At 71.0% G+C, this 23865-nt stretch carries 24 protein-coding genes; 9 read left to right on the top strand and 15 right to left on the bottom strand.

What is annotated here, in order from left to right:
• The first annotated feature begins 564 nt into the window (after window positions 1-564).
• Window positions 565-876: a hypothetical protein gene (locus tag ACIQ7Q_RS29230; RefSeq protein WP_403868447.1), complete on the top strand. Its 312-nt coding sequence runs from the start codon at window positions 565-567 to the stop codon at window positions 874-876.
• Between the two features lie 220 nt (window positions 877-1096).
• Here the strand turns inward: ACIQ7Q_RS29230 and ACIQ7Q_RS29225 are convergent, their stop codons facing one another.
• The gene (locus ACIQ7Q_RS29225; protein ID WP_403868444.1) at window positions 1097-1690 is read right to left on the bottom strand and encodes a flavodoxin family protein; all 594 of its coding nucleotides are present in this window, start codon (window positions 1688-1690) and stop codon (window positions 1097-1099) included.
• 114 nt (window positions 1691-1804) lie between these two features.
• On the opposite strand from ACIQ7Q_RS29225, the gene ACIQ7Q_RS29220 reads away from it, so the two are divergent.
• Window positions 1805-2188 carry a winged helix-turn-helix transcriptional regulator gene (locus ACIQ7Q_RS29220; RefSeq protein ID WP_403868441.1) on the top strand — a complete coding sequence of 128 codons (384 nt, stop codon included), beginning with the start codon at window positions 1805-1807 and terminating at the stop codon, window positions 2186-2188.
• A 44-nt stretch (window positions 2189-2232) separates the two neighbouring features.
• Here ACIQ7Q_RS29220 and mutM read toward each other — a convergent pair whose 3' ends face one another.
• The 8 genes from mutM to recG form a co-directional block, all read right to left on the bottom strand.
• On the bottom strand, window positions 2233-3093 hold the full coding sequence (mutM, locus tag ACIQ7Q_RS29215; RefSeq protein ID WP_403868438.1) for a bifunctional DNA-formamidopyrimidine glycosylase/DNA-(apurinic or apyrimidinic site) lyase: 861 nt from the start codon (window positions 3091-3093) through the stop codon (window positions 2233-2235).
• Window positions 3094-3246: 153 nt separating this feature from the next.
• Entirely contained in the window at window positions 3247-4137 is an 891-nt protein-coding gene (rnc, locus tag ACIQ7Q_RS29210) for a ribonuclease III (RefSeq protein ID WP_403868436.1), read from the bottom strand.
• A 19-nt stretch (window positions 4138-4156) separates the two neighbouring features.
• On the bottom strand, window positions 4157-4330 hold the full coding sequence (rpmF, locus tag ACIQ7Q_RS29205) for a 50S ribosomal protein L32 (RefSeq protein WP_026165248.1): 174 nt from the start codon (window positions 4328-4330) through the stop codon (window positions 4157-4159).
• A gap of 2 nt (window positions 4331-4332) precedes the next feature.
• Entirely contained in the window at window positions 4333-4938 is a 606-nt protein-coding gene (locus tag ACIQ7Q_RS29200) for a YceD family protein (protein WP_403868433.1), read from the bottom strand.
• 169 nt (window positions 4939-5107) lie between these two features.
• Window positions 5108-6154, bottom strand: a complete 1047-nt coding sequence (locus ACIQ7Q_RS29195) for a cell division initiation protein (RefSeq protein WP_403868430.1) — start codon at window positions 6152-6154, stop codon at window positions 5108-5110.
• 96 nt (window positions 6155-6250) lie between these two features.
• Window positions 6251-6733, bottom strand: coding sequence for a pantetheine-phosphate adenylyltransferase (gene coaD, locus ACIQ7Q_RS29190; protein ID WP_403868758.1), 483 nt, complete (start codon window positions 6731-6733; stop codon window positions 6251-6253).
• A gap of 26 nt (window positions 6734-6759) precedes the next feature.
• Window positions 6760-7344 (bottom strand): 16S rRNA (guanine(966)-N(2))-methyltransferase RsmD, encoded by a 585-nt coding sequence (gene rsmD, locus ACIQ7Q_RS29185; protein ID WP_403868427.1) that lies wholly within the window; start codon window positions 7342-7344, stop codon window positions 6760-6762.
• Between the two features lie 38 nt (window positions 7345-7382).
• Entirely contained in the window at window positions 7383-9572 is a 2190-nt protein-coding gene (gene recG, locus ACIQ7Q_RS29180) for an ATP-dependent DNA helicase RecG (RefSeq protein ID WP_403868424.1), read from the bottom strand.
• A 165-nt stretch (window positions 9573-9737) separates the two neighbouring features.
• Between recG and ACIQ7Q_RS29175 the strand changes: the two genes are divergently transcribed.
• Window positions 9738-11558, top strand: a complete 1821-nt coding sequence (locus ACIQ7Q_RS29175) for an HSP90 family protein (protein WP_403868421.1) — start codon at window positions 9738-9740, stop codon at window positions 11556-11558.
• Complete coding sequence (locus ACIQ7Q_RS29170) at window positions 11555-14515, top strand: tetratricopeptide repeat protein (RefSeq protein WP_403868418.1); 2961 nt, start codon at window positions 11555-11557, stop codon at window positions 14513-14515. Before ACIQ7Q_RS29175 ends, ACIQ7Q_RS29170 begins: the two co-directional genes overlap by 4 nt.
• 165 nt (window positions 14516-14680) lie before the next feature.
• On the opposite strand, the gene ACIQ7Q_RS29165 is transcribed toward ACIQ7Q_RS29170, so the two are convergent.
• Complete coding sequence (locus ACIQ7Q_RS29165; RefSeq protein WP_403868415.1) at window positions 14681-16267, bottom strand: DAK2 domain-containing protein; 1587 nt, start codon at window positions 16265-16267, stop codon at window positions 14681-14683.
• A gap of 253 nt (window positions 16268-16520) precedes the next feature.
• Here ACIQ7Q_RS29165 and rpmB point away from each other — a divergent pair, with 253 nt between their 5' ends.
• Window positions 16521-16706 (top strand): 50S ribosomal protein L28, encoded by a 186-nt coding sequence (gene rpmB, locus ACIQ7Q_RS29160; protein WP_003957616.1) that lies wholly within the window; start codon window positions 16521-16523, stop codon window positions 16704-16706.
• Between the two features lie 118 nt (window positions 16707-16824).
• Here the strand turns inward: rpmB and thiD are convergent, their stop codons facing one another.
• Together thiD and ACIQ7Q_RS29150 are read right to left on the bottom strand one after the other, a co-directional pair.
• On the bottom strand, window positions 16825-17631 hold the full coding sequence (gene thiD / locus ACIQ7Q_RS29155; RefSeq protein WP_403868412.1) for a bifunctional hydroxymethylpyrimidine kinase/phosphomethylpyrimidine kinase: 807 nt from the start codon (window positions 17629-17631) through the stop codon (window positions 16825-16827).
• 9 nt (window positions 17632-17640) lie between these two features.
• On the bottom strand, window positions 17641-18612 hold the full coding sequence (locus tag ACIQ7Q_RS29150; RefSeq protein ID WP_403868409.1) for a thiamine-phosphate kinase: 972 nt from the start codon (window positions 18610-18612) through the stop codon (window positions 17641-17643).
• A gap of 314 nt (window positions 18613-18926) precedes the next feature.
• Between ACIQ7Q_RS29150 and ACIQ7Q_RS29145 the strand changes: the two genes are divergently transcribed.
• Together ACIQ7Q_RS29145 and ACIQ7Q_RS29140 are read left to right on the top strand one after the other, a co-directional pair.
• The gene (locus tag ACIQ7Q_RS29145) at window positions 18927-19160 is read left to right on the top strand and encodes an Lrp/AsnC family transcriptional regulator (protein ID WP_403868406.1); all 234 of its coding nucleotides are present in this window, start codon (window positions 18927-18929) and stop codon (window positions 19158-19160) included.
• 20 nt (window positions 19161-19180) lie between these two features.
• Window positions 19181-19651, top strand: coding sequence for a DUF3515 domain-containing protein (locus ACIQ7Q_RS29140; RefSeq protein ID WP_403868403.1), 471 nt, complete (start codon window positions 19181-19183; stop codon window positions 19649-19651).
• A gap of 10 nt (window positions 19652-19661) precedes the next feature.
• Here the strand turns inward: ACIQ7Q_RS29140 and ACIQ7Q_RS29135 are convergent, their stop codons facing one another.
• From ACIQ7Q_RS29135 to ACIQ7Q_RS29125, 3 genes are all read right to left on the bottom strand, one after another.
• On the bottom strand, window positions 19662-20819 hold the full coding sequence (locus ACIQ7Q_RS29135) for a D-alanine--D-alanine ligase family protein (protein WP_403868400.1): 1158 nt from the start codon (window positions 20817-20819) through the stop codon (window positions 19662-19664).
• A 97-nt stretch (window positions 20820-20916) separates the two neighbouring features.
• On the bottom strand, window positions 20917-21927 hold the full coding sequence (locus ACIQ7Q_RS29130) for an NAD(P)H-dependent glycerol-3-phosphate dehydrogenase (protein WP_403868397.1): 1011 nt from the start codon (window positions 21925-21927) through the stop codon (window positions 20917-20919).
• Window positions 21924-22676 carry a lysophospholipid acyltransferase family protein gene (locus ACIQ7Q_RS29125; RefSeq protein ID WP_403868394.1) on the bottom strand — a complete coding sequence of 251 codons (753 nt, stop codon included), beginning with the start codon at window positions 22674-22676 and terminating at the stop codon, window positions 21924-21926. The genes ACIQ7Q_RS29130 and ACIQ7Q_RS29125 overlap by 4 nt, the downstream gene beginning before the upstream one ends.
• Window positions 22677-22824: 148 nt before the next feature.
• Here ACIQ7Q_RS29125 and cofC point away from each other — a divergent pair, with 148 nt between their 5' ends.
• Both cofC and ACIQ7Q_RS29115 read left to right on the top strand, forming a co-directional pair.
• Window positions 22825-23541 (top strand): 2-phospho-L-lactate guanylyltransferase, encoded by a 717-nt coding sequence (gene cofC / locus ACIQ7Q_RS29120; RefSeq protein WP_403868755.1) that lies wholly within the window; start codon window positions 22825-22827, stop codon window positions 23539-23541.
• A gap of 9 nt (window positions 23542-23550) precedes the next feature.
• A complete protein-coding gene (locus tag ACIQ7Q_RS29115) occupies window positions 23551-23754 on the top strand; it encodes a hypothetical protein (RefSeq protein WP_403868391.1) in 204 nt (67 codons plus the stop codon).
• Window positions 23755-23865 lie beyond the last annotated feature (111 nt).

Below are 23865 nucleotides of genomic sequence, written 5' to 3'. Positions count from 1 at the left end.
AGGCGGCCCAGACTGTATCCACGGCGGCCCGCGTACGCGTCTCGCTGGACGGCATCAGGTGCGTGTAGGTCCGCAGCGTGAAGCCGGGGTCATGGTGGCCGAGGTATTCACTGAGAGCCTTGATGCTCTCCCCCGCGTCAAGCCCCGGCTGCGCTCCGCTCCGCCGGGCGCGCTTCCCGGCTCTGGCCGCGCCCGCGCTCCTGCCTTCGGCCCGCTCGGCGCCGCCGACGCCGACGCGCGCCCTGGTGAGGGTTGGCCGGCGGCATGTGGTCAGAACACGTCGTGGCTGGGGCGGTCGGCTCCACGACTTTAGGCAGCCACTTTGAGGGGAGCCTCGAAGATCATGGCCCCAACGTCGTGCTTTACGGGCAGGTCCACTGACTGCCCGACTCGCCATGAGCTTACGGGGCCATGATCACTCCCCCCAAAGCAGCTCCAGCCCCAAGTCGCTCCGCCGACCTTGCGGGCCACAGGCGCACAAGCACCGATCGTGCGCCACCCAACGCTCCAACACGCTGCTTCCTTTGACCCTAAGGAGGGAAAGGACACAGCAGGAGGTTGCAGATGATGAAGAAGACCCTCGGCGCCATGGGAGCCGCGTTCGGCGTGGCTGCCGCTGGCAAAGCTGGCAGTCGCATTACTGACGTCGCTTTCGACAGCGTCCAGAAGTACCTCGCTGAGCATCCTGGAGCAGTCAAGAACGCCGCACGTGCCATCGCTGCAGCCACGGGCACAGTGATCGTCGCATCGGTCAAGGCTGTAGCCGCGTTCATCGTGGCAAACGCGGTGCCGCTTCTGATCGGGGCGGTCATCGTCTTCATGATCGCAGGCGTAGTCGTTCTCATGCTGAAAGCGTCCAACGCCCAGACCGCCTAAGCAGTCTGGGCCGTGGCTGGGCCGTCCGAGAGCAGCCACGGGCGACCAACGCTGACAACCACCGACAGCTAAGTCGCAGGTCACAGCGTTGGTCGTTTCCATGGTCGCAGGTCAGAGACCCGGCCCTTCACTTCTTCGGCTATTGATCCCGCAAACCGAACCGAAAGGGGCCTCTGACACCTCGGGTGTCAGAGGCCCTTTCGTATACGCCGCGCGGCGCTCAGGCGGCGACGGCCACCCGGCCTGCGGTGAGCGCGCGGGCGGTTTCCGCGACCCGGTGGCCGAGGTGCTCCGCGGTGGCGATGTCCGCCTTGTGCACGCCCTCGGGGCCTTCGTCGGAGTTGGTCTGGGCGGCGGCGCCGGAGAAGAAGCCGAGGCGGTTGAGGTCGTTCTCGGACCCCTCTGTACTGTTCCAGCCCGGCGCCAGGCCGAGCGGCACCCAGATCATGGCGTGCTGGGAGGCCAGGGTCTGGAAGAACTGCAGGGTGTGGAGCTTGTCGCCGCTCTTGGACCCGGAGTTGGTGAACCCGGCGGCGAGTTTGTCGTGCCAGGCCTTGGTGAACCAGCGCTTCGAGGTCTCCTCCGCGAACTGATGGAAGGCGCCGGACGCCGTGCCCATGTAGGTGGGCGAGCCGAAGATGATCGCGTCGGAGCCGTCGAGCAGCTCCCATTCTGCGTCGTCCATCTCGTCGACCTTGATCAGATGCACGGTGGCGCCGGTGTCGGCCGCGCCGGCCCGGACGGCCTCGGCGATGACGGCGGTGTGGCCGTACCCGGAGTGGTAGGCGATCGAGACAACAGGCGGCGTGGTCATTGTGTGGGGCTCCTCGTCGAAAAGGTACCGGTCAGCACTAGTAACCAAAGGAAAGCACTAACTTACGGGAAGCGCAACCCCACAGTTGGCGCTGCCCCACCGTATGGTGGAGGCATGAACAACGATCTCGCGTTCGACGTGTTCTCCCGGCAGTGCCCTTCGCGCGCCACCCTGGAGCATGTGACGGGCCGGTGGGGCAGCCTCACCATCGGAGCCCTGCACGAGGAGAGCCTGCGCTTCAACGAACTACGCCGCAGGGTCGACGGCGTGAGCGAGAAGATGCTGTCCCAGACACTGCACGCACTGGAGCGGGACGGGCTGGTGCACCGAGAGGCACAGCCGACGAACCCACCGCGCGTGGACTACGAACTCACCCCCCTGGGACGCTCGGTCGCCGAGCAGCTGCTGTCCCTCATCCACCTCGTGGAGGGGCGCATGCCCGAGGTCCTGGCGGCTCGTGAGCGATACGACGTCGAGCGTGAGGGCGCCAGAGTGTAGCGGCGCGAGCGCAAGGACCCGGCGGGCACGACCGGGCGGGCGCGTCAGGAAACGGTGCGCGGCACCCGCTGGCAGCGCGGGCAGAAGTAGCTGGACCGGTTCATCCAGGGGCGGCGGCGTATCGGGGTGCCGCAGCGCCGGCACGGCTCGCCCTCACGCCCGTAGGCGTCCAGGGAACGGTCGAAGTAACCGGACTCCCCGTTCACGTTCACGTACAGCGTGTCGAAGGTGGTGCCGCCGACGGCGAGGGCCGCCGTCATCACCTCCCGCACGTGCAGCAGCAGCTCCACCGAGCGGGGCCGGGTCAGCGTCGCCGTGGGCCGCTCGTAGTGGAGCCTCGCCCGCCACAAGGCCTCGTCGGCGTAGATGTTGCCGACACCGCTGATCAGCGACTGGTCGAGCAGGGCGCGCTTGACGGTGGTTCGGCGGGCCCGCATCGCGGTGTGGAAGGCGGCGTCGTCGAAGAGGAGGTCGAGCGGGTCACGGGCGATGTGCGCGATGACGTCGGGCAGGCCTTCCGGCGAGTTCTCGTGCAGCGACAGACCGCCGAAGGTGCGCTGGTCGACGAAGCGCAGCTCGGTGCCGAGCTCGTCCGCGAAGCGGATGCGGATGCGCAGGTGCTTCTCGTCCTCCGCCTCCTCCGGCTGCACGAGCAGCTGGCCGCTCATCCCGAGATGGCCGAGGACCGAGGTGTCCGTGTCCACGAGGGGGAGCCACAGGTACTTGCCACGCCGGCAGGCGTCGCCGACGGTCCGGCCCTTCAGCCGCGCGGCGAAATCCTCGCCGCCGGCCAGGTGTCTGCGGACCGCGCGAGGGTGGAGCACCTGGACCTCGGCGATGGTTCGCCCGCTGACCCAGTTCTGCAGGCCACGGCGTACGACTTCGACCTCGGGCAGCTCGGGCACGGGGCTCCTCGGGACTCACACGGTGACGTCACGCAGCGTACAACCCCGCGGTGGTGGGGGACCGCCGGGGAGCCACGAGGCCCCTCTCCCCTGGTGCTTTCCAGGGGAGAGGGGCCTCACGCGAAACAGCGGACAGCCGACGGAGCGCAGGACTCAGGCAGAAGCGCTGTCCGCGGGTGCCGTGTCGGAATCGGAATCCGCGGATGCCTTGTCGGAAGAGGTGTCGGCGTCCCCTTCCCCGCCGGCGACGTCCCCGGTGGTGACGTCCCCGCTGGCGACTTCCCCGGTGGCGACCCCGTTCTCGGCGGCAGCCTTGGCCGCCGCCACGCGCGCGTCCGCGGCGGCACGAATCTCCCGCCACGCGGACTCCGCCGCCTGCTGCTCCGCTTCCTTCTTGCTGCGGCCGGTGCCGGTGCCGTACGAGACACCACCGACGCGGGCGGCAGCAGTGAAGACCTTCTCGTGGTCCGGGCCGGTCTCCGTGACCAGGTACTCGGGGACTCCGAGGCCCTCGGCCGCGGTGAGCTCCTGGAGGCTGGTCTTCCAGTCCAGGCCGGCGCCGAGGTTCGAGGACTTCTCGATCAGCGGGTCGAAGAGCCGGTGCACCAGCTCGGACGCCGCATCGAGGCCCTGGTCGAGATAGACCGCGCCGATCACCGCTTCGAGGGTGTCGGCGAGGATGGATGCCTTGTCCCGGCCGCCCGTGCCCTCTTCGCCGCGGCCGAGCCGGATGAAGGAGCCGAGTTCCAGGCCACGTCCGACCTCCGCCAGCGCACGCGAATTGACCACCGCGGCCCGCAACTTGGCCAGCTGGCCTTCGGGCAGGTCGGGGTGGGTGCGGTACAGCGTGTCGGTGACCACCAGACCGAGCACGGAGTCCCCGAGGAACTCCAGCCGCTCGTTGGTGGGCAGACCGCCGTTCTCGTACGCGTAGGAACGGTGCGTCAGCGCACGCACCAGAAGGGCGGACTCGAGTCGATACCCGAGCCGCCCTTCCAGAAGCGTGTGGGACGAGGCATTGTCCGTCTTGTTGGACTCAGACATTGCGCCTCTCACCAGCCGCTCAGACCTCGAGGACCTGGCGCTTGTTGTAGGTGCCGCAGCTCGGGCACGCGATGTGCTGCTGCTTCGGCTCCTGGCAACGCTCACACGAAACCAGGGTGGGGACCGCAGCCTTCCACTGCGACCGGCGGTGGCGCGTGTTGCTGCGCGACATCTTCCGCTTCGGAACAGCCACGGCTACTTCTCCTGCTTCTCGTCGACGCCCGCTTCGGCGCCGCCCATGTTGTCCTTCTCGCCGTCCTGAACGGTCTCGGCGAGTCCCTGCAGTGCCGCCCAACGGATGTCGACGGCGTCATGGTGGTGGTCCGGGTTCTCGTCCAGCCTGATCCCGCAGTCGGGGCACAGGCCGGCACAGGTCTCCCGGCACACCGGCTGCATCGGCAGTGCGAGCACCACCGCATCACGCAGCACGGGCTCGAGGTCGAACATGCCGTCCTCGAGAAAGAGCCTGTCCTCGTCCTCTTCGTCTTCGACGGGCTCCGCAGCACGGCTGCGGCCCCGGTCGTCGCCTTCGGGGTACGTGAACATCTCCTGGAAGTCCGCTGCGACCTCTTGGTGCAGCGGCTCCAGACACCTTACGCACTCCCCCTCGGCGCTCGCACGGGCGGTGCCTGTGACGAGCACCCCTTCCATGACGGACTCGAGGCGGAGGTCCAGCTCCACCGGCGCGCCCTCCGGCACTCCGATGACGTCGGCGATGCCGAGGTCCTTCGGTGCGTCCACCGTGCGGGAGAGCCGCTGCAGCGCACCGGGCCGCCGTCCCAGCTCGTGTGTGTCGAACACGAGGGGATTGCGATGGTCGAGGCGCGTGCTCAGGGGTCTTCCTGCTTTCGGTTCGTGGGGAGGGGCCGTCCCGATTCGCGGAGCAAAGCGGACAGCCGGGATCGCGGAACTACGCGCGACCGAAGAGCCAGGATACTGGAACGTCCGCCATAGACCCAATCCGGTCCGCTCAGCGCCCCTGCTCGTACCGGCCCAGCTGCTCGAGGTCGATCATGGAGGTGTCGAAAAGGCTGGTCTCGTCGAGCGCGGCACCCTGCTGGGGCTGGTACTCGGGCTGCGGCTGCTGGTAGGCGTACGGGTCCTGTTGCGCGTACTGCTGGTCGTAGCCCTGCTGCTGCGGGTACCCGGCGTAGGGGTCGGGCTGCTGGTAGCCCGCGTACGCCTCCTGCGGCGCGTATGTGTACGGGTCCGGCTGGGGAGGGATCTGCGGCTCCGGCTGCGGCGGACGGTAGCTGTAGGCGTCCGGCTGCGGGCGCTCGGGGGCGGGGTCGGCGAGCTCCGCGAGACCGGCCAGGTAGTCGGCGTCGCTGGTGTGCTGGTGGCCGCCGGCGGCGTCCTGGGCGGCCATGTGCGCGCCGAGGTCGTCCGTGGCGATGCGGCCGTGCAGCTTCTGGCGGCCGCGGCCGACCGCTTCGAGCGTCTTGGAGAGCACGGCCTCGAAGGCGCCCAGCTTGGCGTCGACGTACTGGTCCGCGCGCTGGATGAGCGTCTGCGGGTCGTTGCTGTGCTCGGGGGCGTCCTCGTCGGCGTAACCCTGCTCGTCGAGGCCGGGGCCGCGGCCCAGCAGCTTCTCGCGGCCACGGTCGACGGAGCCGATGGTCTTGGTGAGGACGACCTCGAAGTTGGCGAGCTTGGAGTCGACGTACTCGTCGGCCTCCGCGCGGATCTCCTCGGCCTCCCGGCGGGCTTCGGCGAGGATGCGGTCGGCCTCGTCCTGCGACTGACGGGCGACCTGGGTGTCGGAGATCAGAGAGCCGCGCTCGGCGTGGGCGGACTCGATGATCCGCTCGGCCTCCCGGCGGGCCTGCTCGACCATCTGCTCACGGCCGCCGATGAGCTCCTGCGCCTGGGCCAGGGAGCCGGGCAGCGCGTCGCGCACCTCTTGGAGCATGGCGAGCAGGTCGGCGCGGTTGACCACGCAGGACGCCGACATGGGCATGGAGCGGGCGTTCCCGACCGCTTCGACGATCTCGTCGAGCTTCTTCTGCACGTCCACCGTGGTTCGCCACTCTCTGACTGCGGATTGGAGACGGACGGGGACGACTGTACGGGCAGTCCGTGCCCACCCGACACCGGGTGACGCGATGTCAGGTCAGGCCTTTTCCGCGAGCCGCTGGACGAGTGCGCGGTGGACGGTGTCGGGCAGCAGGTGGGACACGTCGCCGCCCCATGCGGCGACTTCCTTGACCAGGCTGGAGGAGAGGAAGCTGTAGGTCGGGTTGGTGGGGACGAAGAGCGTCTCCACGCCCGAGAGGCCGTTGTTCATCTGGGCCATCTGCAGCTCGTAGTCGAAGTCGCTGACGGCGCGCAGTCCCTTGACGATCGCGGGGATGTCGCGCTCCTTGCAGAAGTCGACGAGGAGTCCGTGGTGCGACTCCACCACGACGTTCCCGTATTCGCGGGTCACGTCGCGGATGAGCTCCATCCGCTCATCGACGGTGAACAGTCCCTGCTTGGACTGATTGATCATCACCGCGACGTGTACGACGTCGTACAGCTTGGAGGCGCGGGCGATGATGTCGAGGTGTCCGTTGGTGATGGGGTCGAACGACCCCGGACAGACTGCTCGGCGCAACTGAAGTCCCTCGCTCTCCGGTCCGGTCATGGTGCGTCTTCACACGTAGAGGCGGCGCGACCGTACCAAAGCGTCCCCTCGCCGTAGCGACGGGCCCGCAGTGGGACGAAGCCCTGGGGCCACGTGAACTCCCCGCCTCTGGTGCTGCGCTCCACGGTGACGAGCGCATCGGCGGCGAGCCAGCCCTGGCGCCGGAGTGTGAGCAGAATCTCGCGAAGATCGTCGTCGGTGACGGCGTACGGCGGGTCGAGGAAGACGACGTCGTAGGGGGCGTCCGGCGCCGGTCCGGTGACGATCTGTTCCGCTTTGCCGGTCCGGACCTCCGCGCCGGGCAGGCCGAGCACGCGCACGTTCTCCCGGACGACGCGGGCGGCGCGGGCGTCCGCCTCGACCAGCAGGGCGTGGGCGGCGCCGCGCGACAGCGCTTCCAGGCCGACGGCGCCCGATCCCGCGTACAGATCGGCGACGCGGACGCCCTCGAGCGCGCCGAGCTGCGACTCCCAGCTGGAGAAGAGCCCTTCCCGGGCACGGTCGGAGGTGGGACGGGTGCCGGTGCCTGGCGGTACGGCGAGGCGGCGTCCGCCGGCCGCACCGGCGATCACGCGGGTCATGAAGGGCCTCTCTCTGCGGGCTGACGTCCCCCAGTCTCTCAGCCCTTGTCGAGGTACTGCTCGCGCTCCTTGTCCAGCAGGGCGTCCAGCGCGATGCGCAGCTCGGGCAGGCCCGCCAGCTCCGGGTCGGCCCCGACGATCGCGACCGCTTCCTCGCGCGCGGCCGCGATGACCTCCTCGTCCTCGATGACGGCGAGCATCCGCAGTGAGGTGCGCACCCCGGACTGGGCCTGGCCCAGCACATCGCCCTCACGGCGCTGCTCGAGGTCGATACGGGAGAGCTCGAAGCCGTCGAGCGTCGAGGCGACAGAGGCCAGGCGCCCGCGGGCCGGGCTCGCCTCCGGCATCTCGGTGACCAGCAGGCACAGGCCCGGGGCCGCGCCGCGGCCGACCCGGCCGCGCAGCTGGTGGAGCTGTGAGACGCCGAAGCGGTCCGCGTCCATGATCACCACAGCGGTGGCGTTGGGCACGTTCACCCCGACCTCGATGACCGTGGTGGCGACCAGGACGTCCACGTCGCCGCGGGCGAAGCGGCGCATCACGTCGTCCTTGTCGTCGGGCTGCATGCGCCCGTGCAGGACCTCCACGCGCAGACCGCTCAGCGGGCCCTTGGCCAGCTGGTCGGCGACATCGAGGACGGCGAGCGGCGGGCGCTTCTCGGCCTCGTCCTCCGCCGACTTCTTCTTCGGCTTCTCGTCCTCCGCGTCACCGATGCGGGGGCAGACGACATAGCCCTGGTGGCCGTTCTCCACCTCTTCACGCACCCGCTCCCAGGCACGGGCCAGGAAGTGCGGCTTGTCGGCGGCCGGCACCACATGGCTGGCGATGGGCGAGCGGCCGGCCGGCAGCTGGTCCAGTACGGACGTCTCCAGGTCGCCGAACACGGTCATCGCGACCGTACGGGGAATGGGGGTGGCGGTCATGACCAGCAGGTGCGGGGGCTGCTTGCCCTTTGAGCGCAGGGCGTCACGCTGCTCCACGCCGAAGCGGTGCTGTTCGTCGACGACGACCAGACCGAGGTCGTGGAACTGCACCTTGTCCTCGATCAGCGCGTGCGTGCCAATGACGATCCCCGCCTCGCCGGTCACCAGGTCGAGCAGTGCGTGCCGCCGGGCGGCCGCCCCCATGGAGCCGGTGAGCAGCACGACCTTGGTGCCCTGGTCCGAGCCCCCCAGCATTCCGCCCTCCGCGAGGTCGCCCATCATCTCCGTGATCGAGCGGTGGTGCTGCTGGGCGAGAACCTCGGTGGGGGCGAGCATCGCGGCCTGGCCGCCCGCGTCGACGACGGCGAGCATCGCCCGCAACGCGACCAAGGTCTTGCCCGAGCCGACCTCGCCCTGAAGGAGGCGGTGCATCGGGTGCTCGGTCGCCAGGTCGTCGAAGATCTCCTTGCTGACCGACTGCTGGCCGTCGGTGAGGGTGAAGGGCAGCCTTGCGTCGAATGCGTCGAGAAGTCCACCCGGGACGGGGCGGCGGGCCACCGCGGGCAGTTGGGTGTCCGCGAACCGCCGGCGGGCGAGGGCCACCTGGAGGACGAACGCCTCGTCCCACTTGAGTCGCTCCCTGGCCTCGGCGATGTCGGCCTTGGTGCGCGGCCGGTGGATCTTGCGCAGGGCGTCCGGCAGGGTCGCCATGCCGCGGCCCTCCCGCAGCGTCGGGGGCAGCGGGTCGACGACATCCACGGCCCGGTCCAGCACCGCGTCGATCGCCTTGGAGATCTTCCAGGACTCCAGCTGCTTGCAGGCGGGATAGATCGGGATGAGCTGATTGGCGAAAGCGTCCACGGCGTCGGCGGCGCTCGCACCGCCGCTGAGCGGCTCGTACGCGGGGTGCGAGAGCTGCAGCTTGCGGTTGAACACCGACACCTTGCCGGCGAACATCGCGCGGGTGCCCGGCAGCAGGTCCTTGTGCGGCTTGTGGACGCCCTTGCCGAAGAAGACCAGCTGCAGCCGGCCGCTGCCGTCGGTGATGGTCACCTCCAGGCGCCTGCCGCGGCCCTGGTTGAAGGTGAGGATCCGCGCGTCGGCGACCTGGGCCACCACCGTGACGTGCTCGTCCAGCGGCAGCTCGGACAGGGCGGTCAGTTCCCCGCGCTCCGCGTACCGCCGTGGATAGTGGTGCAGCAGGTCGCCGAGGGTGTGCAGGTCGAGATGCTCGGCCATCACCTTGGCGGTGGCGGCACCGAGCGTCTTCTTGAGGGGTTCGTCGAACGCGGACACGCGATCCATTGCACACCACCGCACCGACAGTCGTCGCGCACCTGTTGATAACTCCTGGTCAAGGCGGCGCCGCGAGCCATACGATGACCGTTCTTCCACGCCTCATCGCGATCACCGTCGTACGGGATCGCCTGACCCCGCGCCGTCGCCCGACCCCCCACCGGCGCAGCGACGATGACATCTGAGACGACACCGGCCACCGGTACGACGACACCGCACACCTTCCAGGTCGATCTCCGTGGCCTGGTGGATCTGCTGTCCCACCATCTCTACTCCAGCCCCAAGGTCTATCTGCGCGAGCTTCTGCAGAACGCGGTGGACGCGATCACCGCCCGGCGGGCCGAACAGCCCGACGCGCCCGCGAGGGTGCGGCTGTACGCCGAGGACGGCGGCCTGCGCATCGAGGACTCGGGCATCGGCCTGACCGAGACCGATGTGCACAGCCTGCTCGCGACCATCGGCCGCAGCTCCAAGCGGGAGGGCCTCGAGTCCGCCCGAGCCGAGTTCCTCGGCCAGTTCGGCATCGGCCTGCTCGCCTGTTTTGTCGTCGCGGCGGAAATCCGGGTGGTGAGCCGCAGTGCCCGTACGCCCGACGCGCCGCCCGTCCAGTGGTCGGCCCGCGACGACGGTTCGTACACCGTGCGCACCCTGCCCGACAGCGCCCGGCCGGAGCCCGGCACGACCGTGTACCTGACGGCCCGCCCCGGCAGTGGTGACTGGCTCACGGAGCAGCGGGTGATCGCCCTGGCACGCGACTTCGGATCACTGCTGCCGTATGACGTCAGGGTCGGCGAGACGGCCGTCGGTGACCTGCCCGCGCCCTGGGACCGTACGTATCCGGGTCCGGCAGCACGGCGCGTGGCCCTCGCCCGTCACTGCCACGAGCTGTTCGGCTTCACCCCGCTCGACTCCGTCGACCTCGACCTTCCGGTCGCCGGTGTGCGCGGGGTCGCGTACATGCTGCCGTCCTCGGTCAGCCCGGCGCAGCGCTCGGGTCACCGTGTGCACTTGAAGGGCATGCTGCTCACCGACCGTGCCGACGAACTCCTCCCCGACTGGGCTTTCTTCGTGCGGTGCGTCATCGACACCGACAGTCTGCGGCCCACCGCCTCGCGCGAGTCGCTGTACGCGGACGAGACGCTCGCCGCCGTGCGCGAAGCCCTCGGCGACCGCATCCGGGAGTGGCTGACAGGGCTTGCCGCGGGCGACCCCGAGCGACTGGAGCAGTTCCTCTCCGTCCACCACCTGGGTGTGAAGTCACTGGCCAGGCACGACACGGAGATGCTGCGCACGATGCTGCCGTGGCTGCCGTTCGAGACCACGGACGGCAGGCTGAGCCTGGAGGAGTTCGCCCAGCGCCACCCGGTGGTGCACTTCGCCCGGACCGTCGAGGAGTACCGGCAGGTCGCTCCGATCGCGTCCGCGCAGGGCATCGGGCTGATCAACGGCGGCTACACGTACGACACCGAGCTTGTCGAACGCCTGCCGCACGTAAGGCCCGGCACGGTGGTGGCCGAGCTCGACGCGGACACGGTCACCGCCCACCTCGACGCCGTCGACCCCGCAGAGGAGCTCGCTCTCGCCGGCTTCCTGGCCGCCGCGCGCGCCAAACTCGACCCGCTCGGCTGCGACGTGGTACTGCGCGCCTTCCACCCGCTGACCGTGCCCGCCCTCCACCTCGACGACCGGGCAGCCAGACACGAGCAGGCCCGCGCGGACGAGGAGGCACAGGCGGACGACCTGTGGGCGGGCATCCTCGGGTCGCTGCGGGGCAGCGCGCCGCGCGCCCGGCTCGTGCTGAACCATCTCAATCCCCTGATCCGCAGGATCAGTTCACTCGACGGTGAGCTGGCGGGTACCGCCACGGAAGCGCTGTACGGGCAGGCGTTGCTGATGGCGCAGAGACCGCTGCGACCCGCCGATTCCGCGCTCCTCAACCGCGCGTTCATGGGCCTGCTGGAGTGGGCCACCCACGACCAGGAGAACGGCCGATGAGCCTCGCGACTCCCCCCGACGCCGACGCGCTGCGCCGGGCGCTGAACGACAACTACACGGAGCCCGAAGGCCCCGCACGCAACGCACGCGCGGAGCGGTTGTTCGCCGAGATCGAGCAGCTCTGCGACACCGCACTGGTCATCGACGGCCTCGGCCATCTGATGCAGGTCTACAACTACAGCTCAGAGGCGGACAAGATGTTCGTCCCCTTCGCCCGGCTGCTGCGGATGTGGGACGAGCGGCCCGACGACTTCGACGGGCAGCAGGCCCATTCGCTGTTCTGGATGTTCAAGTGGGTCTCCAGCGGCATGATCGACCAGCCGCACATCCCGCTCGCCTCCATCGAGAAGTGGCAGGCGGAGATGGAGCACCGCTACCGGCTCGCCGGCCATTCCGAGCGGGCCGTGCGCCAGGGCGAGATGCGGATCGCCAGGCATCTGGGCGACACTGAACGGGCCCAGCGGGCGTACGACGCCTGGCAGGCCGCCGACCGTGACGGCAAGAGCGACTGCCACGCCTGCGAGTTGCGTGCCCAGGGCTCGTGGCAGGCCCACCGGGGCGACGAGGAGGGGGCGCTCGCGACCTGGCGGCCGGTCCTGGACGGCGAGTTCACCTGCGCGCACGAGCCGCACGCGGTGCTCGCCGCCTCGCTGCTGCCACTGCTGCGGCTGGGGCGCACCGAGGAGGCCCGCGCGCACCATCTGCGCGGCTACCGGATGGTCCGGTCGAAGGAGAGCATGCGCAGCGCGGTCGCGCAGCACGTCGAGTTCTGCGCACTGACCGGCAACGAGGCACGGGGCCTGGAGATACTCGCCGAACGGCCTTCGTACTTCACCGACACCGGCGAGCCCAGCAGCCTGCTCGGCTATCTGCAGGTCACCGCGTTGCTCACCGACCGGCTGACCTCCCTCGGCCACGGCCGGCAGAGCCTGCCCGGGCCCGGGGGCCGCACCTGGACCGCCCGTGAACTGGCCGCTCACGCCCGCACGGAGGCGCTCGCCATCGCCGCGCGCTTCGACTTGCGCAACGGCAACTCGCATGTGGGCGAGAAGTGCGTCGAGCGCATGGACCGCGCCCCGCTGGTGGACCGGCTGCCGCTGGGTGTGCGCACCGCACGGCATGTGGCCGCGCGGCGCGAGGCGTCGGCAGCGGCACCCTCGGTGGAGAGCGCGGCCGATGCAGGCCTGTCCGGGCTGCTGGCCGAGGCACGCCGGCTCTCCGACGCCCAGCACCCCGACGCGACGGCCGCATGGGCCGCCGCCGCCCGGGCCGCCGGCCAGGGGGAGGCCGAACTCGGCAACCTCGCCCGGGCGGAGATCGACGAGCACCGGGGCATGGATCACAGCACTCCGCCGGCCGAGGCGTTCGAGCTCTTCACGTCCGCGGCCGGGCTGTACGAGTCGGCCGGCGAGCCGGGGCGCGCCGCGTCCGCGCTCGCCAGGGCGGCGTACTGCATCGGGCTCGACGGTCGCCTCGACGAGGCACTGGCCGCCGTGCAAGAGCCCTGCGACCGGTCCCTGGCCCTGTACGCCGAGGGCCGGGCGACCGCACGGCAGACCGGCAGGGCGCTGCTGTGCCGCGTGCGGATCCTCAACGACCTCATCCGGGGCATGCAGGTCAGGGAGGCCATGGAAGCGGCCGTCACGTCCTTGGAGGAGGCGGTGGACATGCTCCTCGCCTTCGCGGAACCGGAACGGGCGGAGCCCGGGGTCGGCGTCGTGATCGGCGAGGCGCTCGGCTACCTGGGCGACATCACCGCCTTCCGGGGCAACGCGGCGGGGGCGGCGGAGCTGTACGCCCGGGCCGCCGACTCCTACATCGAGGCGGGCCGGCCCTGGTACGCGGTGGAGCCCGAGACGCAGCTGGCCAGCGTCAGCCGGCACCTCGGCGACCTGGAGACGGCCGAACGTGCCTCCCGCGCCGCCCTGGAGCATGCGGCACACTTTCCCGGAGCCTCCGGGCGCTGCCGCCTGCACCTGCAGCTCGTGGAGACGCTCGCCGACGCCGGCAAGTTCGACGAAGCCGCCGAGCACGCCCTGGACGCGGCGCACTGGGCCGACGAGGCGGGCGAGGCCACGGGCAACGGGGCGTACGCACGGCACCGGCTCGGCGGGTTCCTGCTGCAACTCGGGCGGGTGGACGAGGCGGCGGCGGTCCTGGAGTCGGTGCTGCCCGACCTGACGGCGGAGGACCACGGCGACGGCATGATCGTGCAGACGCTGTGGTGGCTGGGCGACTGCTGCACGGCGCTGGACGAGCCGCGCGAGGCGGCGGAGCACTGGCTGAAGGCGGCGGACATCGCGCGCCGCTGGCCGGAGCAGCGCGACCACGCGATGCTCGCGAACCTCGCGGGCCAGGCGCTGTTCCGCGCCCAGCTCACCACCGAGGCAGAGCTGGCCTATCGGCGCGCCGGCGACCTGTGGCGCGACCTCGGCGACGTGCACGCGCTCGTGCGGACGCTGCGGGTACGGGCGTGGATCGCCGTCCGCGACGGGCAGACGGGCGTGCAGGCGGCGCGGGACCTGATGACCGCGGCGGCGACGGAATGCGAGTCGGCGGAGGCCGCCTGCGAGGACGCCGACGCGGCGGCACGGCTGCGCGCCGAACTCGCGGACACCTACCGCCAGACCGGTGACCTGATCGCGAGCTCCTTCGACGGCGAACCGGGCGACGACGACGCGGACGGTTCGGCCCGGGCGGCGTACGAGGAGGCGGTCGGCCACGTCCTGCGGGCGGTGGCGGCCTTCGAGGAGGCGGGCGACCGGTTCACCGACCTGCGCACGGGTGCGCAGCTCATGGCGGCGTGGATCTACGCGTCACTGTCGGACGCGCCGGCGTCGCAGGCACTGGCGAGGTCCGTGCTGGCGACGTACGCATCGTCCTCCCCAGAGAGCAACGAGACGGCGACCTCCCGCTGCGACGAGGCCCGTGCGGTGCTGGCGCAACTGTCCGAGTAGTCGTGACGGGGGCCGTTTCCCCAGCCGACACGGGGGCATCTTCAAGCCCCGCCGGCGATTGAAGCGCAGGGTTCGGGGGCGGCGCCCCGACAAGCGGGCCGGCTCCGAGCCCCGCCGGCGGTTGAGGCGCAGGGCCCGGGGGCACGCGCCCCCGGGCCCCGGGCGCTACTCCACCCCGATCAGCAGCGGCGTCGCCCTGTCGCCCCCCTCGTACACCGCCGTGTCCACCGCCAGGTACCCCTCGCGGACGTGCGCCTCGAGGCGGTCCGAGAGTCCCTCGGGCGCCGACGTCCCGAGGACCAGCGTGACCAGTTCGCCGCCCGCCGAGAGCATGCGGTCCAGGAGCGTCAGCGCCGTCTCCGTCATGTCCGCGCCGATCACCGCGACGTCCCCGTCGATCAGGCCGAGCACGTCCCCGGCCTGGCAGACGCCGGCTGATGTCCACGACTGGCGTTCCGCCACGGCCAGTTCGGCGTAGCGGGTCGCGCCGGCGGCTGCGGTCATCGCGACCACGTCCTCGTCGAAACGGCGGTCCGCGGCGTGGACGGCGAGGGCGGCGATGCCCTGGACCGCCGAGCGGGTCGGGATCAGCGCGACGCGAACGCCCTCCGTGCGGGCCTGTTCCGCCGCTGCGGCGGCCGTGTGCCGCAGGGATGTGTCGTTGGGCAGGAGGACCACCTCGCGGGCGTGCGCCCGGCGGATCGCCTCGACGAGTTCTCCGCTGGCGGGCGGCTCCCCGGGCCGGGCGAGGACCGTGGTCGCGCCGGCCTGGCAGCACAGATCCGCGAGGCCCTCGCCCTGGACGACGGCGACAACCGCCCGCTGGGCCTGTTCGCGCGGGGCCGGGTCCGCCGCGGAGTCGAAGTGCGTGATGCGGATGCGGTAGGGCCGGCCCGCTTCCATGCCCGCCTCGACGGCCGCGCCGGCGTCGTCGACATGGACGTGGACGTTCCACAGGCCGTCTCCGCCCACGACGACCAGGGAGTCGCCGAGCCCGTCGAGCCGGGCGCGCAGCCGAGCCACGGCATCGTCGTCCGCCTCGAGGAGGTAGATCACTTCGAAGGCGGGACCGCCGTCGGCACACGGTCGCCCGGCGTCCGGCGCGGCCGGCCGTGGGCCGGTGCGGGGTGCCGGCGTCACCGGGGTCTCGCCGAAGACGGCCTGCACCAGCGCTCCCAGGACGATGACGAGACCGCTCCCGCCGGCGTCGACGACGCCTGCGCGGTCCAGCACCGCGAGCTGCCGGGGGGTCGCTTCGAGCGCCTCCCGCGCCCCCGCGTAGGCAGCCCGCAGAGGGTCGGCCGGCGAGCTCTCGGCCGCGTCCGCCGCAGCGCCGGCCACGCTAAGGATCGTGCCCTCCACCGGGTGCGCGACCGCCTGGCGTGCCAGCTCGGCGGCCCGCCGCAGCGCTCCGGCGAGGTGATCTCCGTCACCGATCCGTTCGGCCATGCCACGCAGGAGCTGCGCCAGGATCGTGCCCGAGTTGCCCCGCGCGCCGATCAGCGCGCCGTGGGCCATGGCGCGGATCACATCGGCTGGGGCGGGTGCGAAGTCCCCGGTCTCGTGGGCGGCGAACACCGCCTCGACGGCCTGGGCGGCCGATTCGACGGTCAGGTAGAGGTTCGTGCCTGTGTCCCCGTCCGCGACGGGGTACACGTTGATGGCGTCGATCTCCTCGCGCTCCCGGCCCAGGGCCTCCAGCGCCAGTGAGCACCAGGCGCGTACGGCCGAGGCGTCGAGACTCTGCGGCACCTGGCGATCCTCCTTGTGCGGCCGGACGGGGCCGTGGCTGCGGGTTGTCCCGCAGCGTAGACCCCGGCCGGCTCCGGACGGCGGGGCGGGGGGGCGGCGGGAGCGTGCTAGTTTCGTCTCTCGGAAGCAGTGGATGTATGCTGCTCCAGTTGCCCGATGAGAATCGGGCCATTCCCCCGGCAAGCCACTTCAGGTCACTGATTCCGGCGCGCCGGATTCACCGTAAGTGCATCTGAAGTCTTTGGAGTGACCCGTGGCTGCCAACTGCGACGTCTGCGGCAAGGGGCCGGGCTTCGGCAACAACATTTCGCACTCGCACCGCCGTACGTCCCGTCGCTGGAACCCGAACATCCAGCGTGTGCGTGCAGTGGTCGGTCGGACGCCGAAGCGGCTCAACGTCTGCACCTCGTGCATCAAGGCCGGCAAGGTCTCGCGCTAACGCCGACGTTTCGTCGTAGCGCAGCCCCTGCGGTTGCCTTGAAAGCCGGTCCACCTCGGTGGACCGGCTTTTTGCCGTGCTCCGGGACGATCGGCGAAAGCGCCGACCGGGGCGGCGGCTAGCGGAAGCGCCAGCCGTGGTCGACCGGGCCGATGCCGGTGCCGAGCGCGAACCCGGCCGCGATCGCGCCGGTGACGTACTCCTTGGCCGCCGTGACCGCCTCCGGCACCGTCATGCCCTGCGCCAGGCCCGACGCCACCGCGGAGGCGAGCGTGCAGCCCGTGCCGTGCGTGTGCCGGTTGTCGTGGCGCTGCGCGCGCAGCCAGTGCTCCTGATCGCCGTCCGTGAGCAGGTCCACCGCGTCGCCCGCGAGATGGCCGCCCTTGATCAGCGCCCAGCGGGGCCCGAAGCCGAGGACGGCGCCGGCGGCCCTGCGCATGCCGTCCTCGTCCTGGACCTCGATGCCGGTCAGCTGGGCCACCTCGTCCAGGTTGGGTGTGGCCACGGTCGCCGCCGGCAGCAGCTTGTTCCGTACGGAGTCGAGTGCGGATGCCGCGAGCAGCGGGTCGCCGTGCTTGGACACGCCCACCGGGTCGACGACCACGGGCGCGTCCGTTCCCGCGAGCAGCTCCGCGACGGTCTCGACCAGTTCGGCGGAGGCCAGCACCCCCGTCTTCACGGCCTGTACGCCGATGTCGTCGACGACACTGCGGTACTGGGCGCGTACCGCTTCGACGGGCAGCTCCCATGCGCCCTGGACGCCCAGCGAGTTCTGCGCGGTGACCGCCGTCAGCACGCTCATGCCATGGACGCCGAGGGCGAGCATGGTCTTGAGGTCGGCCTGGATTCCGGCACCGCCGCCGGAGTCGGATCCGGCGACGGTGAGCACACGAGGGGGTGCGGGCATGCGGGGAGGTATCGGCATGCCCCGAATCTACTTGCCCTCCTCGATGTCGCCGAAGTGGTCCCAACCGCCCTTGCTGTTCCACGGTGCGCCGTCGACGGTCACCTGCGGCAGCGCGGAGGGGTTGAGGACCTCGCCGATCACCTTCCAGCGAGCCGGCAGTTTGGCGTCCGGCGGGAAGGTGGCGACAATCGCGTGGTCCTCTCCCCCGGTCAGCACCCACTGCAGCGGGTCGACGCCGACGGCCTGGCCGATGTCGTTCATCTGCGAGGGGATGTCGATCAGTCCGGACCGCAGGTCGATGCGGACCTTGCTCGCCTCCGCGATGTGCCCGAGGTCGGCGACGAGCCCGTCGCTGATGTCGCACATGGCGGTGGCGCCGAGCCCGGCGGCCGCGGGACCGGCGTGGTACGGCGGTTCGGGCCGGCGGTGCGCCTCCACGAAGGCACGCGGGGAGCGGAAGCCGCGCGAGAGCACCGCGTGCCCGGCGGCCGACCATCCCAACCAGCCGGTGTAGGCGACGACATCGCCCGGCTGCGCGCCCGAGCGGGTCACGGGCTCGTGGTTGCGGAGGTCGCCGAGCGCGGTGATCGCGATGGTGATGGTGTCGCCGCGGACGACATCGCCGCCCACCACGGCCGCGCCGGCGACCTGGCACTCGTCGCGGATGCCGTCCATGAGCTCGGTGGCCCAGGTGACGGGAAGGTCGGCCTGGACGACGAGTCCGAGGAGGACTGCGGTCGGGACCGCGCCCATCGCGGCGATATCGGCCAGGTTCTGCGCTGCGGCCTTGCGTCCCACGTCGTACGCGGTCGACCAGTCGCGGCGGAAGTGCCGGCCCTCCAGCAGAAGGTCCGTCGTGGCCACGACCCGTCGGTCGGGCGCGGCCACGACCGCGGCGTCGTCGCCCGGTCCGAGCCGCACCGCGGGGGTGGTGGTGAGCTTCGAGGTGAGCTCCCTGATGAGCCCGAACTCCCCCAATTCGCCCACAGTTCCCTTCACCGAGTCACCTCTCCTTGTCCTGGACGCTGCGTGCGACCGGCTCCCCTGCCGGGCGTGCGGGGGTCGGCCCCCGGGAGGGCACCGCATCCGGGTGCCCCTTCTGGCGCGGTCCGCTCGCGGTCGCGAGCCGTCACCGCTGTCGGTACGGTCAAGAGATACGTCAACTTCTGCTCGCCGTACGCCACGCGGCGGACGCCGTCCGCCGCGAGGGTCTCCCCGCGGCCCGCGACGACGCGATACCGTGGCGACCCCGCTCCCTGGGATCTCCCCACCGACGGTAGGGGACATGATCCTCGTGCCGCCCTGGAGGCTCCGTGGTACAGGCGTACATCCTCATTCAGACCGAGGTGGGCAAGGCGTCGACCGTCGCCGAGACCATCGGCAAGATCCCGGGTGTGATCCAGGCCGAGGATGTGACCGGTCCGTACGACGTGATCGTGCGTGCGCAGGCTGACACCGTCGACGACCTGGGACGCATGGTCGTCGCCAAGATCCAGCAGGTGGACGGCATCACTCGCACCCTCACCTGTCCGGTCGTGCATCTGTAGCCCCCGTCTACGCTTGGCCGGTGACGTCCTACCGCCGCCGGCCTCTCTTCCTGTCCGCCGCCGCCCTGCTGGTGGCCGCCTCGGGCTGCTCCTCCACGGACGCGTCGGCGTCGATCACGGTTCCCAGCCCCCCGGCCGAGGAAGCAGCCCTGTGCCGTGCGCTGGACCAGGAACTGCCGGACAAGGTCGCCGGGCAGGACCGCGAGGACCCCGAGCCGTCGTCCGAACTGACCGCCGGCTGGGGCGATGCCGCGATCGTACTGCGCTGCGGCGTGCCCCGGCCGGAGAGGATGAGTGATCCCCAGGGCCAGGGCGTCGATGTGGACGGAGTCAACTGGCTGCTGGAGGAGCGTGACGCCGGTCCCCGGCTCACCACCACGTACCGCGAGACGTATGTGGAGGTCACCCTGGGCAGCCAGTACACGCACGACATCAGCCCGCTGACCGACCTCGCCGGGCCCGTCAAGAAGACGGTCCCCGGCACGTTTTGACGAAGGGCGGCTACCGCAGCCCCGTCGAGCGGCGCAGGGCCGCCTGGATCAGCCGGTCCACCAGCTCGGTGTAGGCGACGCCGCTCTCCTGCCACATCCGCGGGTACATGGAGATCGGCGTGAAGCCCGGCATGGTGTTGATCTCGTTGATGACGAACTCGCCGCCCTCGGTGAGGAAGAAGTCCGCGCGCACCAGACCCTCGCAGGAGGCGGCGTCGAACGCCTGGACCGCGAGCCGCTGGACCTCGGCGGTCTCCTCCTCGGTGAGGGGGGCGGGCACCAGGCCGGCGGCGGAGTCGATGTACTTGGCTTCGAAGTCGTAGAAGTCGTGCGCCGTCACCGGCGGGATCTCGGCCGGGACGCTGGCGCGCGGGCCGTCCTCGAACTCGAGCACGCCGCACTCGATCTCCCGGCCGCGCAGCAGCGACTCCACCAGGATCTTGGGGTCGTGGCGCTGCGCCTCGGCGATCGCGTCGTCGAGTCCGGCGAGGTCGTCGACCTTGGTGATACCCATGGACGACCCGCCGCGGGCGGGCTTGATGAAGAGCGGCCAGCCGTGCTCACCCGCGAAGTCGACGATCTTCTTGCGCGCCGCGGCCTCGTCCTGGACCCACTCACGCGGGCGGATGACCTCGTACGGGCCGACCGGGAGACCGAAGGAGATGAAGACCCGCTTCATGTACTCCTTGTCCTGGCCGACTGCGGAGGCGAGGACGCCGGAGCCGACGTACGGGACACCGGAGAGCTCCAGCAGGCCCTGGAGGGTGCCGTCCTCGCCGTACGGGCCGTGCAGCATCGGAAAGACGACGTCGACCTCGCCGAGGGCCTTGGGCACGGCGCCGGGCTCGCTGTAGACGACCTCACGGCTCCCGGGGTCGACGGAGAGCACCACGCCGCCCTCGGCCGACTCCGCGAGTTCCTCGACGCTCGGCGTCCTGCGGTCGGTGATTGCCATCCGCTCGGGCTCGTCGGCGGTGAGCGCCCACCGCCCGTCGGACGTGATGCCGATCGGCAGGACGTCGTATTTGGTGCGGTCGATGGCGCGCAGCACCGCTCCCGCGGTGACCACGGAGATCCCGTGTTCGGAGCTGCGGCCGCCGAAGACGACGGCCACGCGCGGCTTGCGGAGCTGCTGCTCGGGGCTCTGGGGGAGGTTCTCGGTGCTCATATCGCGATGAGACTACCGTGCAGTTCGAACGTCGTGGAGTGCAGGCGAGGGCGTGCCGCGCAGGGCCGACCGCCCGGGGCCGTCGGCCCTGCGCAGGTCAGCGCCGCTCGGGCTTCGCGGCCCGGGCCATCAGCTCCTTGAGGGCGACGACCGGCGGCTTCCCCTCGTGGACGATGCCGACGACCGTCTCGGTGATCGGCATGTCGACTCCGTGCCGCCGCGCCAGATCCAGTACCGACTCGCAGGACTTGACGCCTTCGGCCGTCTGCCGGGTGACGGCGATGGTCTCCTGGAGCGTCATTCCGCGGCCGAGGTTGGTGCCGAAGGTGTGGTTGCGCGACAGCGGGGACGAGCAGGTCGCGACCAGGTCCCCGAGCCCGGCGAGGCCGGAGAACGTGAGCGCGTCGGCGCCCATCGCGAGGCCGAGGCGGGTGGTCTCCGCGAGACCGCGGGTGATCAGGGAGCCCTTGGCGTTGTCGCCGAGGCCCATGCCGTCCGCGATGCCGACGGCGAGACCGATCACGTTCTTGACGGCGCCGCCCAGTTCGCAGCCGACGACGTCGGTGTTGGTGTACGGGCGGAAGTACGGCGTGTGGCACGCGGCCTGGAGCCGCTGGGCGACCGCCTCGTCACGGCAGGCGACGACGGCGGCCGCGGGCATGCGGGACGCGATCTCCTTCGCCAGGTTGGGGCCGGTGACGACCGCGACGCGTTCGCCGGGCACGCCGCCCACTTCCTCGATGACCTCGCTCATCCGCTTGGCGGTGCCGAGTTCGACTCCCTTCATCAGGGAGACGAGCACGGTGTCCTGGGCCAGCTGCGGCGCCCATGCGGCCAGATTGCCGCGCAGGGTCTGCGAGGGGACGGCGAGGACGGTGAAGTCCGCTTCGTGCAGCGCTTCTGCCGGATCGGTGGTGGCGCGCAGGTTCTGCGGGAGCTCGATCCCCGGCAGGTAGTCGGGGTTGGTGCGGGTGGTGTTGATCGCCTCCGCGAGTTCGGCACGGCGGCCCCAGAGGGTGACCTCGCACCCCGCGTCCGCGAGGACCATGCCGAACGCCGTGCCCCACGAGCCCGTTCCGAAGACGGCCGCCTTGACGCGCTGTGTCATTTCGCTTCCTCCCCGGCGGCCCTGCGGCGCTGCTCCGCAAGCACTTCGCGCAGATCGAACGGTGTCTCCGGCGCCTTCTCGCCCCGCAGTTCCTCGAGCTGCACGGTGATCGCGGCCATGATGACCTCGGTCGCCGCCCTCAGGACGTCGGGTGTCGGGTCCTGGTCGTAGAAGCGGGAGAGGTCGACGGGCGGGCCGGCCTGCACCTGGAGGGTCTTGCGCGGGAACAGACGGACCTTGTTCTCCTTGGCGTACGGCGGCATCGCCAAGTTGGCGCCCCACTGCGCGACGGGGATGACCGGCGCCTTCGTCTGCAGCGCGGCGCGCGCCACACCGGTCTTGGCCGTCATCGGCCACATGCCGGGATCGCGGGTGAGGGTGCCCTCGGGGTAGAAGGCGACGCACTCGCCGCGCTTGACCGCGTCGACGGCGGCGCGGAAGGCGCCGACGGCGTTGGAGGACTCGCGGTAGACGGGGATCTGGCGGGTGCCCCGCAGCAGAACTCCGACCACCGGCGCCTTGAACAGCGCGGCTTTGGCCAGGAACCGCGGCACTCGTCCGGTGTTGTACTGGAAGTGCCCGTACGAGAACATGTCGAGGTACGAGTTGTGGTTGATCGCGGTGATGAATCCGCCGTCGGCCGGAATGTGTTCCATCCCCCGCCATTCCCGCTTGAACAGAAGCAACAGCGGCGGCTTTGAGATGACCGCGGCCAGGCGGTACCAGAAGCCGATTCTACGGCGGGACACTCGGACACCTTCCTCTTACGACCGGGCTATTGCCTGGCTGCTGGGGGTCAAGTGTCGCCCCAGGCCTCTGGTCTGTCGAGAACACGGTACGCCCCGCCCGTGGGCCCTCCCCTCGGGGCCTTCTGCGGCTCGGGCCACAATGGGCGCGATGCGCACGGACCAAGACCTCGCCACGGACACGACGCCGGTCGCCGCGCCTGCCGTCGCCTGGTCCCTGGTCGTCCCGCTGAAACCGCTGGCCCTGGCCAAGAGCCGGCTGGCCGGAGCCGCGGACGACGGACTGCGGCCCCGTCTCGCCCTCGCGTTCGCCCAGGACACCGTGGCAGCGGCGCTGGCCTGCCCCGTGGTGCGGGATGTGGTGGTCGTCACTGACGATCCGAGGGCCGCGGCCGAGCTCGCGGCGCTGGGGGCGCGGATCGTGCCGGACGCTCCCGCGGCGGGCCTCAACGCGGCGCTTTCGCACGGGGTCCGTACGGTGCGCGCGGTCCGTCCGTCGGCGGCGGTCGCGGCACTCAACGCCGATCTGCCCGCATTGCGTACCGCGGAATTGGAACGCACGCTCGCCGCCGCTTCGGTATTTACCCGGGCATTTCTGACGGATGCGGCCGCAATCGGCACCACTTTGCTGTGCGCCCGGCCGGGTGCGGAATTGCGGCCGGCTTTCGGCGGACCTTCACGTCGTGCGCATTTGGCTTCGGGCGCCGCGGAAATTCTTCTCACCGGCGTCGATTCCGTGCGCCAGGACGTCGACACCGGCGACGATCTGGCGGCGGCGCTGGTCCTGGGTGTGGGGCCGCGGACCGCGGAGCGCCTGACGGCGGGCGCCCGTGCCGGGGAAGACCGGCGCGCCGCGGAAGGGCACTAGGCTGCACCCATGCAGGCGACCTCGTACACATACGACCCCGAGACCCGCAGCGGGAGCGTCCTGCTGGACGACGGAACCCCGGTGGAGTTCAACGCCGCGGCCTTCGACGCGGGCGGCCTGCGGCTCCTGCGTCCGGGGCAGCGGGTGCGCATCGAGACCGAGGGCGAGGGCGAGAGCCGCCGCATCACGCTGGTGACGCTGTACACCTTCTGAAGGCGCCACCCTGCCGAAAGCGCCACCCTGCCCGAAGCGCTGACCACCGACACACCGCGGGCCGGTCTCCCCGAGGGAGACCGGCCCGGCGCGTGAGTGGCTGGGCGGCCT

The sequence above is a fragment of the Streptomyces sp. NPDC096176 genome, assembly GCF_044763255.1.
Lineage (GTDB): Bacteria > Actinomycetota > Actinomycetes > Streptomycetales > Streptomycetaceae > Streptomyces.
This window is presented reverse-complemented; position numbering and strand designations above follow the sequence as displayed.